Below are 12252 nucleotides of genomic sequence, written 5' to 3' on the forward strand. Positions count from 1 at the left end.
CGGCCGCGCGGCATCAGACCGCTATCGGGGGGCGCAGCAGGCTCTCGGGAGGTTGCGCGAGCAGCTGGGCGGTCATGCCGGTGGGCACGATGTGGGCCGGGGCACCGGGCAGGGTCCAGGCCGAGGCCGCCAGCGGCAGCACGCCACCATGACCGTGGCAATGACCGCAGTGGACCAGGGCGTGCAGCAGACGCGTGCCTTGGTCGTCTTCCTCTTGACTGGTATCGGCCTCGAGGGGAACGGACGCGTCGGCGTGCGCGGCCGCATGCGCCAGACCGGTGTCACCGTGCGACAGCGCGTGCAGGTCGCCCAGCGCCGCCGCCAACGCGCCGCCGGCGGTGCCGAACAGCACCACCACCAGCATCAGCAGGCGGAGCGGCATGGACAAGCGACGGCGCAGGCGGGACATCATCGCAGCAGGGTAGCGGCGGTCCTGCGCGTTACACAATCGCAGTGACCGGCAAGCGGCTTCATGGGGAGGGACGTGCCGCGGTCATGGGGATCTCGGTCATGAAACCACGTGCCAGCTGGCGCACCTCGTCGATATCGCGGAAACGCTGCCCCATGAGCATCCAGCAGGTGTCACGCGGAGCTCGCAGCAGTTCGACCCGCACGCCGCCGCCGTCGGCGGGCACGATCCGCTGGGCCACCAGGGTGAGATCACTGGAGCGGTGAACCAGGTAGTGCTGCCCAGGACTGCCTTCCACGACACTGAATTTGCCCGGCTTGTTCAATGCGCTGCCGCACACCGCCAGAACGGCGGGACTGCAGGGCTTCGCTGGGGCCGCATTGGCGTCGAACGGGTGGTTGTCCACCGACAGCAGGGTCGGTTCACCCTGCTCGCGGGCCGTTGCGGGCCCGGCAACGGGTGCGGGCACGGAGGGCGTGGCGCCCTGGAGCTTCATCGGGTTCGGCATGATCAGGCATCACTGGAGAACGGCACCCGGTCGGCGCCCACCGCAGTCTGCCTGCGCAGCACTGCGCCGCTGCGATGCGATTCACATATCAGCACACGCATGGGAGGCGCGTTGCCGAAGGGTGCCGAGGCACACATCGGCAACGGCCATTGCCGACATCAGGGCGCGCGATGCGCGGCGATGTAGGCGCGGATCTGCGCCTCCAGCACGGGCAGCGGCACCGAGCCCTGCTTGAGCACGGCGTCGTGGAAGGCCTTGACGTCGAAGCGGTCGCCCAGCGCCTGCTCGGCCTCGGCGCGCAGCCGTACGATCGCGATCTCACCCAGTTTGTAGCTGAGCGCCTGGCCCGGCCAGGAGATGTAGCGGTCGACCTCGGTGGTCACCTCGTGCTCGCTGAGCGCGGTGTGGTCGCGCAGGTAGGCAATGGCCTGTTCGCGGGTCCAGCCCTTGTGGTGCACGCCGGTGTCGATCACCAGGCGCGCGGCACGCCACATTTCGTAGGTCAGGCGTCCGAAATCCTCGTACGGGGTTTCGTAGATGCCCATCTCCACGCCCAGCTTTTCGCAGTACAGCCCCCAGCCCTCGCCATAGGCGGAGATGTACGCCGTGCGGCGGAACTCCGGCTGCTCGCCCTGCTCGGCGGCCAGTGCACCCTGCAGTGCATGGCCGGGGTCGGACTCGTGCAGGGTCAGCGCGGGCAGGTTGTAGAGCGGGCGCGCCGGCAGGTTGTAGGTGTTGAGCCAGTAGGTGCCCATGCCGCCGCGACCGGCGGTCCAGAACGGTGCGATGTCCGGCGGTACCGGCACGATGGTGAAGCGTGCGCGCGGGAGCGTCATGTACTTGCCGATCACGCCATCCACGCGCTTGGAGATCCACGCCGCGCGATACAGCAGCTCGTCGGGGGTCTTGGCGTAGAACTGCGGGTCGGTGCGCAGGAACACCAGGAAGTCGGCGAAGCTGCCCTTGAACTGCACCTGCTCGATGATGCCGTTCATTTCCTTCTGGATGCGCGCCACTTCCTTCAGGCCGATCTCGTGGATCTGCTGCGGGGTGAGGTCCAGCGTGGTGTATTCGTGGATCTGCTGCTTGTAGTAAGCCTTGCCATCGGGCAGGGCTTCGGCGGCCAGGGTGGTGCGCGCCTGCGGCACGTATTCGCTGACGAAGAAGGTGCGCAGCTTGGCAAACGCGGGGACCACGCTGCCGCTGATGGCCTGGCGGGCCTGCGCCTGCAGTTCGGCCTGGTCGGCGGCCGGAATGCTGGCCGGCAGCTTCCTGAAGGGGGCATACAGCGGCGACGCGGTCGGGTCCTTGAGCTCGGATACCGTGGCGATGGAGACTTCGCGGCCATCCAGCACCGCACGCGGCACGCTGAAGCCGCGCTTGAGGCCGGCCCGCATGTTGTCGGTTTGCTGGTCGAAGTAGCGCGGTACATCGTTGAGGCGCGCGATGTAGTTGCGGTAGTCCTGCGCGGTCTTCATGTCGCGGCGGGCCATGAACGACAGGTTCGACCAGAATGAGGAATCGGCGTTGAACGGCATTTCGTAGCCGCGCAGGCGGACGTCGGCGGCCAGGTTGAAGACCTGGTCGCGGTAGATGGCGTAGTTGATCTGGTTGTCGGCCGACAGGGTCTTCGGGTCGATCCGGCCCAGCTGGGCCAGCACGTCGTCCCACACCTTCAGCCGGGCCTGCTGGGCGGCCGCGCCGATGTCGGGCATGCGGGTGGCATTGGCGGGGCCGTCACCGTCTTCGCTGGCCTCACCACCGCCCTCCTGGCGCCATTTCCATTCCTTCTCGTAGATGGCGCGGAACTGTGCATCGGCGGCACTTTCGTTGGCCAGGCTGACGGGCACAGCGGCGGGCGCGGCCGGAGGGGCGGCGAATGCGGCACCTGCGGGAAGGGCCAAGGCGAGCAGCAATGCGGTGACGAGCGGTGATTTCACGATCAGCGGTTCCCGATGGACGGCAAACCCCGATCATGGCACCGCCACCCCGGTGGGTGCATGGATCAAAGGTCCTGCCCGCGCAGCGGGCAGGACCGGGGATCGGCCAACGGTCGAGACCCAAGCGCCGAAGGCGCGTGGTAGAGCCGACTGTTAGTCGGCTGCCGTTTGCGCGGACGTCCGGGGAGAGCAGCCGACTAACAGTCGGCTCTACCCAGTCGGCTTACCCAGACCTCCGCAGCGGGCAGGACCGGGGATCGGCCAACGGTCGAGACCCAAGCGCCGAAGGCGCGTGGTAGAGCCGACTGTTAGTCGGCTGCCGTTCGCGCGGATGTCCGGGGAGAGCAGCCGACTAACAGTCGGCTCTACCCAGTCGGCTCTACCCGGTCGGCTCTACCGGTAGGTACCGACCGTTGGTTGGTACACCGTCAAACGGCGGGTACCCACCGTTGGCTGCTGCACCTCGTCAATGCGCCGCCTTATCCCGCTTCCAGCCGCGATGCTGGATATCCAGCTTCAGGCTGTACAACGCAGTAAACGCCGGGAACAGGTTCTGCAGCACGCCGACCGAGTCCTGCTTGGCCGAGAACAGGAAGTAACTCAGCGTCATCAGGCTGCCCACCACGCTCATGTACCAGAACAGGCGCGGGATCACCGGCTTGCCGGCGCGCCGGGAGGCGACGAACTGGACCAGCCAGCGGCCGCCGAACATCAGCGCGCCGGTATAGCCGATCAGCTTCCAGCCGGTCACGTGCAGGCCGGTCCAGAACAGCCACGTCAACGGTTGGTCGAGCCAGTGCAGCTCCATCAGCGTTCTTCCACGGCGGTGCGCCTGCTGCGCGTGATCAGCCAGGCCACGCCACGCAGATCGCGGATCCCCACCAGCGCCCGGCCCAGATTGTTGTACTTGGACACGCCCGCGGTGCGGTGCCGGTGGTTGACCGGCACGCTCACCGTCGTCCAGCCGGCCCGCTGCATCAGCGCGGGCAGGTAGCGATGCATGTGGTCGAAGTACGGCAGGTCCAGGAAGGCGTCGCGCTCGAACAGCTTGATGCCGCAGCCGGTATCGGGCGTGTCGTCGCGCAGCATGCGGGCGCGGATCGCATTGGCCCACTTGCTGGCCCAGCGCTTGCTGCCGCTGTCCTGGCGGTTGACCCGCCAGCCGGCGAACAGTTTGACCTGCGGCGCGGCGGCCGCGCGTGCGGCCAGCAGCCTGGGGATATCGGCGGGATCGTTCTGGCCGTCACCGTCGAGCGTGGCGATCCACGGCGCACGGGCGTGCTTCACCCCCGTGCGCACGGCGGTGCTCTGCCCGCTCTGGCTCACGTGGTGCAGGACCCGCAGCTCGGGGGTGCCGGCCTTCAGCGCCTGCAGCACGGCCAGGGTGTCATCGCGCGAGTGGTCGTCGACGTAGACGATCTCGAAGTCCAGCTGGCCGCGCAGGGCGGCGGTGATCTCGTCGATCAGGGGTTGGACGTTGTCGCGTTCATTGAACACCGGAACGACGACCGACAACTGGGGTTGGCTCATGATCGGGCTCTGCGAAAGGCCAAGGATGAAAAAGACCGCGCATTTTCCGCAACCAAGGTTATCTGAAGATGAACCCGTCGATGTGAGTCAGGCGCGATCCCCGAAATAGTCGCGGCACCATGCCACCACGGGCGGCAGCCCGCGCTCGACCGGGGTGGCCGGCTCATAGCCGAATGCGTCATGGGCGCGCGTGGTGTCGGCCATCGTGCGGACCATGTCGCCCGGCTGCATGGGCTTGTAGACCTTCTGCGCCGGACGTCCGGCGGCGGCTTCGATGATGCCGATGAAGCGTTCGAGCTCGATCGGGGTGTGGTTGCCCAGGTTGAAGACACGGTGGGGTACATCCTCGCCGGACGGATGCGCCAGCGCGCCGAGGATACCGGCCACGATGTCGGAAACATGTGTGAAGTCGCGCTGCATCTTTCCGTCGTTGAACACCTCGATCGGGCGTCCGGCCAGCACCGCGCGCGAGAACAGCAGCGGGGCCATGTCGGGGCGGCCCCATGGGCCGTACACGGTAAAGAAGCGCAGCCCGGTGGCGCGCAGGCCATACAGCTGGGCGTAGGTGTAGGCCATCAGCTCGTTGGCGGCCTTGGTGGCCGCATACAGCGAGCGCGGGCGGTCGATGCGCTGGTCTTCGGAAAACGGCGGCGAGGCCGAGTCGCCGTACACCGAACTGCTGGAGGCGTATACCAGGTGGGCCACGCCACGGTGCCGGCACAGCTCCAGCATGTTCACGAAGCCCACCAGGTTGCTGTCCACGTAGGCGTGCGGGTTTTCCAGCGAATAGCGCACGCCGGCCTGCGCGGCCAGGTGGATAACCCGGGTGGGGGCGACCTCGTCGAACAGCGCGGCCAGGCCATCGCGATCGGTCAGGTCGAGCACGCGGATGTCGGCGTCCGGGCACAGCGCGGCCACGCGGTCGCGCTTGATCTGCGGATCGTAGTAGTCGTTGTAGTTGTCCAGGCCGACCACCGTTTCACCGGCATCCAGCAAGGCACGGACGGTGTTGGCGCCAATGAAGCCGGCAGCGCCGGTCACGAGTAGGGTCATGGCAGGGTCCTGGAATTTCCAGCCGACAGGATATCGCCGATGCGCTGCGCTCAGAACAGCCCGAAGCGTTTCCTGGCCACGTTGACGCGGCCTGGTTCGATGATGTCCCGGATGCCCTTGGCATCGAAGCGGTCCAGCAGTGCATCACTGCCCTTCTTCAGCTTCAACGCCATCTCTTCCGGATACAGCGGCACCAGGGCCATGAAGACGATGGTCTTCTCCGCATCGATCACCAGATGGCTGAAGTCTTCCGGCGCGCTCACCGACGGCAGCACGATCGCGCCATCGAAGCCCACGCCCGGCGCATAGGGCTCGGCCGGGTGGCCGTTGGGCACGGTGTGGCCAAAGCCCAGCCAGGTATCGAACTTGTGCGGCAGCCGCGCCAGGCCCTTGAGCAGGCGGATCGGCCAGTAGTAGCGCTCATCCTCGAAATCGGCGTGCTCGATCGGCCAGTCGGCCGGCAGGGTGACCATCAGCTCCATGTGCTGCGGTGCCTCCACGCCCTCGGGCAGGGCCATCGGCAGGTCGCTCATGCCCGAGGTCACCAGGCGCAGGTACGGGAATGCGTCCGTGGCCGGGACCACGTGCACGTCGATGTGCACGGCATCGGAAATGATCTCGTGGAATACGCCCGAGATCGGCCCGAGGTGCTGTTCGATATGCGCGCTGATCTGCTCGATGGATTCCTCGCCGTGCGCGGGCTCGAAATCCTTCTCCTGCGTATGCAGCAGGATCGGGCTGCCGCCCGGGCTCAGTTCGTCGTGTTCATTGCTCATGGTGGCTCCCGGTAGTCTGCGCGGATGGCCAGGGGCGTTGGCTCACCACAGGGTGAGCGGGGCATCCTTGGCCAGCGTGGCTTTGCGTTCCTTGCTGAAATCCCACCACGGTCGTGGTGCCTCGCCCTGCATGAAGCGCACGACCGACAGGAACACGTCGATCACGCACGGGTCGTGCATCACCCCGGTGCGCATGCACAGCTGCGCATACATGTCGTAGGCATCGCGGCCGCGCAGGTGCGCGGGCACGCGGATGCCGATCAGACGCAGATCTTTCTCGCAGGCCGGCCCGACATTCGGCAGGTCGGTCAGACGCAACAGATGGTTGCGGTCGACCTTGGTGGGGTTCATTACGTGGGTTCAGCCCTTCTGTGCGCGGAGTCGTTCGAGCACACCGTCCAGCGTGTCCAGGTCGGTGTAATGAATGATGAGCTTGCCCTTGCCACCGCGGCCGTGGTTGATGGCCACGCGGGCGCCCAACGATTCGGACAGCTCGGTTTCCAGCGAGGCGATATCGGCCTGGGGCGCGCTGGCACTGGGCTTCCTGCGCAGCGAACCGGGCACCTTGCCGGCAGCGAACTGCTGCGCGCGGTGCTCCACTTCACGCACCGACCAGCCCTGGTCGGCCGCTTCCTGCGCCAGCTTGCTGGCCAGTTCCGGGGCCAGGGTCAGCAGCGCGCGCGCATGGCCCATTTCCAGGCGACGCGTTTCCAGCAGCAGGCGGATCGCCACCGGCAGTTCCAGCAGGCGCAGCAGGTTGGAGACGGCGGCGCGCGAGCGCCCCACGGCCTGCGCGGCCTCGGCATGGGTGAGGGCGAATTCGCTGATCAGGCGCTGCAGCGCTTCGGCTTCTTCCAGCGGATTGAGGTCTTCGCGCTGGATGTTCTCGATGAGCGCCATCGCGATGACGGTGCGGTCTTCCAGCTCGCGCACCACCACCGGCACTTCGTCCAGGCCGGCCAGCTGCGAGGCGCGCCAGCGGCGTTCGCCGGCCACGATTTCGAAGCTGTCGGGGCCGAGCTGGCGGACCAGGATCGGCTGGATCACCCCCTGGGCCTTGATCGACTCGGCCAGCTCGGCGAGCTTGGTCTCGTCCATGTCGCGGCGCGGCTGGTACTTGCCCGGCTGCAGCTGCTGCACCGGCAGCTTGCGCAGCACTTCACCCGGCAGCGGTTCGACCACCGCCGCGGCCTGCACCTGCGTCACCGCCCCCTTGGGCCCCAGCAGGGCATCGAGGCCACGGCCGAGGCCGCGTTTCTTGCCGAGGGCGGGCTTGGTGCTCATCAGGCGGTCTCCATGGCCTTGTCGGCCGTCTTGCGTTGGTGGTGGCGGCGGATGATCTCGCCGGCCAGGCCGAGGTAGGCGACGCCGCCGCGCGAGGCGCGGTCGTAACCCACGATGCTCTGCCCATGGCTGGGCGCTTCGGCCAGGCGCACGTTGCGCGGCACGATGGTGCGGAACACGCGGTCGCCGAAGTGGTCGGTCAGTTCGGCCGATACGGCGTTGGCGAGGTTGTTGCGCACGTCGAACATGGTGCGCAGCACGCCCTCGATCTCCAGGCTGGGATTGAGGTTGGCGCGCAGCGCATCGATGGTTTCCACCAGCGCGCTCAGTCCTTCCAGCGCGTAGTACTCGCACTGCATCGGCACGATCACCGAATCGGCGGCGGCCAACGCGTTCAGGGTCAGCAGCGACAACGCCGGCGGGCAGTCGATCAGGATGAAGTCGTATTCATCGCGGATCGGGGCCAGCGCGCGCTTGAGGCGCTGCTCGCGCTCGCCCTGGTCCATCAGCTGGATCTCGGCGGCGGTGAGGTCGATGTTGCCCGGCAGCAGGTCGAAGCCTTCCGGGGTGGTCACCCGGACTTCGACCGCAGTGCTCTCGCCCAGCAGCAGGTCGCAGGTGGAGGCGGCAACTTCCCGCTTGTCCACGCCGCTGCCCATGGTCGCATTGCCCTGGGAATCGAGGTCGACCAGCAGCACGCGCTTGGGCGCAGCAGCCAGGGCAGCGGCCAGATTGACGGCAGTCGTGGTCTTGCCGACGCCACCTTTCTGGTTGGCGATGGCGATGATGCGGGCCATGCGGGTGAGCCTCATCGGCGGGGAGTGGGACTGGCCATTATGCGTATATGGGGCGTGTCATGCACTGTGAGATGCACGGCGACGGATCGCCGCACTCCCCCACGGACGCCTGCGCGGCCGCTCACGGCCCCGCCACCACGACCAGATGGCGCTCACCGGTGAGACCGGGAACGTGCAGCGGCAGCACCCGTTCAATCCGCCAGCCGGCCGGCAGCTGGGCGATCTCGTCGTGCGGATGGACGCCCTTCATGGCCAGCAGGCGGCCGCCGGGCCGCAGCAGATGGCCGCCGACGGCGATGATGCCGGCCAGCGTATCCATGGCGCGCGCGGTCAGGTGGTCGTAAGCGCCCGGCTCATCCAGCGCCTCGGCCCGCGACTCGGCCACGCGGGCATTGCCCAGCCCGAGCTGGCGTATCGCCTCGCGCATGAAGCGGGCCTTCTTGCCGTTGCTCTCCACCAGGGTCACCTGCAGCTGCGGGCGGGCGATGGCCAGCGGGATGCCGGGCAGCCCCGGGCCGGTGCCCAGGTCGGCCAGCGTGCCCTGCTCCAGGTACGGCTGCATGGCCAGCGAATCCAGCAGATGGCGGGTCACCATCTCCAGCGGGTCGCGGATGGCGGTGAGGTTGTAGGTGCGGTTCCAGCGGTCGAGCAGGGTCAGGTAGGTCAGCAGGGGCGGCGCCAGGGCGGTGTCCAGGTCCATCGCGGCCAGGCCACGCTCAAGGGCTTCGGCCACGCCGGCCGGCAGTGTGTGTTGGGTCATGCGCCCATTATCGCAGGGTGGCGGTGGCGCGGTTGCGCGTTTTCGGTGCGGTCAGAGCAGGTGCCAGGCCAGCGCGGCGCGGAAATCGTCGGCGGCCTGCCACTCGTGCAGGTGCCAGCGCTGGGCGGGGCCCAGTTCGGGGTCGCACCAGGGCAGGTGCAGGGCACCGTCGGGTCCCGGGGCCAGCTGCAGGCGATGCAGGCCGAAGGAGATGCCCTGCCCCTGCGCCTTGAGGATGGCTTCCTTGGCGCACCAGACCCGGAAGAACCAGTGGTTGCGGGCGTCCTCGTCCAGGCCGAGCAGCCAGGCCACTTCGGCCGGGTGGAAGAAGCGTTCGATGATTTCGGCCATGCGCGGGCGCGGGCGCAGCGGCTCCAGGTCCACGCCCAGGCGCACGCCCTCGCCCAGCGCCACCAGCAGCAGGCCGTGGCTGTGGCTCCAGCCGGTGCCCTGGTGCGCCAGCGGCCCATGCAGTTCGGGCCGGCCGCGCGGATCGCGCTGGAGCGGCAGGTCCCCGGGGCGGCCGCCGAGCTGTTCGGCCAGCAGCACCCGGGCCTGCGGCTCGCCGCGGGTGCCGGGGACGTGCGGCAGGCGCCACACGGTGACCGGGCCAAACCGCCACGGTCCGTCGAGGGTGGCGGGCAGGCTCATGCGAACACCCTGACAAGACCACTGCACGACGACTTCACGGAAGCTGCCGTCAACTGGGCCTGTCTCATCCGCACACCACAGGGAACTACTACCATGGGCATCATCATCTGGTTGATCGTCGGCGGCATCGTGGGCTGGCTTGCCAGCATCATCATGCGTCGCGACGCGCAGCAGGGCATCATCCTCAACATCGTGGTCGGCATCGTCGGCGCGCTGATCGCCGGGTTCCTGTTCGGCGGTGGCATCAATGAGGCAATCACGATCCGCACGTTCCTGTTCTCGCTGATCGGCGCCGTGATCCTGCTGGCGATCGTGAATCTCTTCACCCGCCGCAGCGTCCGCTAAGGGTTTGCCGGTAGGTGCCCCAAGGAACGGCGAATGCCGTTCCTAACGTCGCTCGTCGACGGCCCGAAGGGGGCCCGCCAAAGGCGGGCATACCGTGGGTGGGTACGTTGTACGCAAAGGCCCGGCACCCGCCGGGCCTTTGCTGTGTCACCCCAGCTGCACCCACGCCGGTGCGTGGTCGCTGGGGCGGTCCCAGGTGCGCGGCTCGCGGTCGATGCCCGACGCCAGCGCGCGGGCCTTGAGCGCGTCCGAGACCAGGGTCAAGTCGATGCGCAGGCCGAGGTTGCGGCGGAAACCGGCCGCGCGGTAATCCCACCAGCTGAACACGCCCTCTTCTTCGCTGTGCAGCCGGAACGCGTCGTGCAGGCCCAGCTGCAGCAGCTTGTTCAGCGCGCCCCGTTCGGCGGTCGAGGTGAGGATGTGGTTCTCGTTCCAGACCAGCGGGTCGTGCACGTCGCGCGCGTCAGGGGCGATGTTGAAGTCACCCATCACCACCAGCTCGGGGTACTTCGCCAGTTCCGACGCCACCCATTCGTGCACCGCCTCCAGCCAGCGCAGCTTGTAGGCGTACTTGTCGGTGCCCACGTCCTGACCGTTGACCACATACAGATTGATGATGCGCACGCCGTTGACGGTGCCGGCAATGACGCGCTTCTGCTCGTCCTCGAAGCCGGGAATGCCGATCTGCACGTCCTGGGCCGGCTCGCGCGACAGCAGCGCCACGCCGTTGTAGGTCTTCTGGCCGGCAAACACGCTGCGGTAGCCCAGCCCGGCCAGCACCGCGTCGGGGAACTTGTGGTCCTCCATCTTGGTTTCCTGGATGCCGACCACGTCCGGGGCGAACGCGGTGAGCCACTGTTCCAGGTGCGGCAGGCGCACGTTGAGCGAATTGACGTTCCAGGAGGCGATTTTCATGGGGGCATTCTACCTGCTGCAGCTGGCATGTGAGCCGATTAGGGGTCATAATCGGCTCACCGCATGAGCCGATTAGACCACTTATTTGGCTCATCACTGCTGGAGGCCCCCATGATCGCGCCCCGCTGGATCTGGCAACACCCCGATTGGCCGCACTTCCGCTGGCAAAGCGACGCCGTTGCCCAGCCGTTGCGCGACTGCCAGCAGGCGTACGGGCAACTGCTGGGCATGGCAGGCGCCATAGCCGGGGATCTGCAGGCGGAGGACGCCCTCGATACCCTGCTCTCCAACATCGTCACATCCTCCGCGATAGAGGGCGAGCAATTGGATGTGGGCTCGGTGCGGTCATCATTGGCGCGCCACCTGGGCATGGCCGATGATGCGCCTCGTCGACCCACTCCTCGCAGTGAGGGACTGGCCGATCTGATGCTCGACGTAACCGGACAGGCCGATGCTGCGTTGGACCTGCCGCGCCTTCTGCAGTGGCACCGCTGGCTGTTCGCCGCCCAAGAGACGGTGCTGCCGCTACGCATCCGCGTTGGCGCCCTTCGCGGCGAGGAACCCATGCAGGTGGTCTCAGGCCGCCTGGATCGCCCGACCGTCCACTTCGAGGCCCCTCCTCGGGAGGGGCTGGAAGCGCACTTGGATGACTTCCTGAGCTGGTTTGCCAGCTCGCGCCACGACACCACGCTGGATCCGCTGCTGCGCGCCGGCATCGCCCATTTCTGGTTCGTGACCCTGCATCCGTTCGACGACGGCAACGGTCGGCTTACCCGGGCGCTGACCGACCTCGCTCTGGCCCAGGCACAACCGCATGCGATCCGCTTCCACGCGATGTCTGCCAGCATCCTGGCGGACCGCTCCGGCTACTACCAGATTCTCGAAGCAAGCCAGAAGGACGGACTTGAGATCACCGGTTGGCTGGAGTGGTTCCTTGACACCCTGCACGACAGCCTCGTACAGGCACTGCACCGCATCGATCGGGTCCTGGCCAAGGCGCGGTTCTGGCAGCTGCATCGCGACCCGTCTTTATCGCCGGAACAGGCCAAAGTGCTCAATCGTCTCCTCGATGGCGGCGAGCGCGGCTTCAAGGACGGAATCAATGCGGCGCAGTACCAGGCCGTCGCGAAGGTCTCCAAAGCCACCGCCACGCGCCACTTGGCTGACCTGCTGGAAAAGGGCTGCCTGCGCCGCCTGCCCGGTGGCGGACGGAGTACACGCTACGAGATCAATCTGCCCGGTTCGGATATCCCGCTGCCTGCGCTACCGTGACCTGACCATGAC

15 protein-coding genes are annotated in these 12252 nt (G+C 67.5%); 2 read left to right on the top strand and 13 right to left on the bottom strand.

The genetic code is table 11. From position 1 onward, the window contains the following. Positions 1 to 13: 13 nt before the first annotated feature. The 12 genes from AC3ITN_RS19105 to AC3ITN_RS19160 form a co-directional block, all read right to left on the bottom strand. On the bottom strand, positions 14 to 388 hold the full coding sequence (locus AC3ITN_RS19105; protein ID WP_489391547.1) for a DUF2946 family protein: 375 nt from the start codon (positions 386 to 388) through the stop codon (positions 14 to 16). 82 nt (positions 389 to 470) lie between these two features. Beyond that, on the bottom strand, positions 471 to 917 hold the full coding sequence (locus tag AC3ITN_RS19110; RefSeq protein WP_489391548.1) for a hypothetical protein: 447 nt from the start codon (positions 915 to 917) through the stop codon (positions 471 to 473). Positions 918 to 1075: 158 nt separating this feature from the next. After that, positions 1076 to 2857 carry a DUF885 domain-containing protein gene (locus AC3ITN_RS19115; protein ID WP_489391549.1) on the bottom strand — a complete coding sequence of 594 codons (1782 nt, stop codon included), beginning with the start codon at positions 2855 to 2857 and terminating at the stop codon, positions 1076 to 1078. 466 nt (positions 2858 to 3323) lie between these two features. Further along, the gene (locus AC3ITN_RS19120; protein WP_313347676.1) at positions 3324 to 3665 is read right to left on the bottom strand and encodes a lipid-A-disaccharide synthase N-terminal domain-containing protein; all 342 of its coding nucleotides are present in this window, start codon (positions 3663 to 3665) and stop codon (positions 3324 to 3326) included. Then, positions 3665 to 4387 (bottom strand): glycosyltransferase family 2 protein, encoded by a 723-nt coding sequence (locus AC3ITN_RS19125; RefSeq protein ID WP_489391550.1) that lies wholly within the window; start codon positions 4385 to 4387, stop codon positions 3665 to 3667. The genes AC3ITN_RS19120 and AC3ITN_RS19125 overlap by 1 nt, the downstream gene beginning before the upstream one ends. A gap of 87 nt (positions 4388 to 4474) precedes the next feature. Beyond that, positions 4475 to 5440: an NAD-dependent epimerase/dehydratase family protein gene (locus AC3ITN_RS19130; RefSeq protein ID WP_489391551.1), complete on the bottom strand. Its 966-nt coding sequence runs from the start codon at positions 5438 to 5440 to the stop codon at positions 4475 to 4477. Between the two features lie 50 nt (positions 5441 to 5490). Beyond that, positions 5491 to 6216: a suppressor of fused domain protein gene (locus tag AC3ITN_RS19135; protein WP_489391552.1), complete on the bottom strand. Its 726-nt coding sequence runs from the start codon at positions 6214 to 6216 to the stop codon at positions 5491 to 5493. 42 nt (positions 6217 to 6258) lie between these two features. Beyond that, the gene (locus AC3ITN_RS19140; protein ID WP_313347680.1) at positions 6259 to 6567 is read right to left on the bottom strand and encodes a helix-hairpin-helix domain-containing protein; all 309 of its coding nucleotides are present in this window, start codon (positions 6565 to 6567) and stop codon (positions 6259 to 6261) included. 9 nt (positions 6568 to 6576) lie between these two features. Continuing rightward, complete coding sequence (locus tag AC3ITN_RS19145) at positions 6577 to 7500, bottom strand: ParB/RepB/Spo0J family partition protein (RefSeq protein WP_313347681.1); 924 nt, start codon at positions 7498 to 7500, stop codon at positions 6577 to 6579. Further along, positions 7500 to 8297, bottom strand: coding sequence for a ParA family protein (locus tag AC3ITN_RS19150; RefSeq protein WP_313347682.1), 798 nt, complete (start codon positions 8295 to 8297; stop codon positions 7500 to 7502). The genes AC3ITN_RS19145 and AC3ITN_RS19150 overlap by 1 nt, the downstream gene beginning before the upstream one ends. Positions 8298 to 8418: 121 nt before the next feature. Beyond that, entirely contained in the window at positions 8419 to 9057 is a 639-nt protein-coding gene (gene rsmG, locus AC3ITN_RS19155; protein WP_489391553.1) for a 16S rRNA (guanine(527)-N(7))-methyltransferase RsmG, read from the bottom strand. Between the two features lie 51 nt (positions 9058 to 9108). After that, on the bottom strand, positions 9109 to 9708 hold the full coding sequence (locus AC3ITN_RS19160; protein WP_313347684.1) for a 4'-phosphopantetheinyl transferase family protein: 600 nt from the start codon (positions 9706 to 9708) through the stop codon (positions 9109 to 9111). A 93-nt stretch (positions 9709 to 9801) separates the two neighbouring features. On the opposite strand from AC3ITN_RS19160, the gene AC3ITN_RS19165 reads away from it, so the two are divergent. Continuing rightward, positions 9802 to 10053, top strand: a complete 252-nt coding sequence (locus AC3ITN_RS19165) for a GlsB/YeaQ/YmgE family stress response membrane protein (protein WP_068854466.1) — start codon at positions 9802 to 9804, stop codon at positions 10051 to 10053. A 147-nt stretch (positions 10054 to 10200) separates the two neighbouring features. Here the strand turns inward: AC3ITN_RS19165 and xth are convergent, their stop codons facing one another. After that, complete coding sequence (gene xth / locus AC3ITN_RS19170) at positions 10201 to 10968, bottom strand: exodeoxyribonuclease III (protein ID WP_313347685.1); 768 nt, start codon at positions 10966 to 10968, stop codon at positions 10201 to 10203. Between the two features lie 111 nt (positions 10969 to 11079). Here xth and AC3ITN_RS19175 point away from each other — a divergent pair, with 111 nt between their 5' ends. Further along, on the top strand, positions 11080 to 12240 hold the full coding sequence (locus tag AC3ITN_RS19175; RefSeq protein ID WP_489391554.1) for a Fic family protein: 1161 nt from the start codon (positions 11080 to 11082) through the stop codon (positions 12238 to 12240). Positions 12241 to 12252: the final 12 nt, after the last annotated feature.

The sequence above is a fragment of the Stenotrophomonas sp. KH_036_B genome (genome assembly GCF_057839485.1).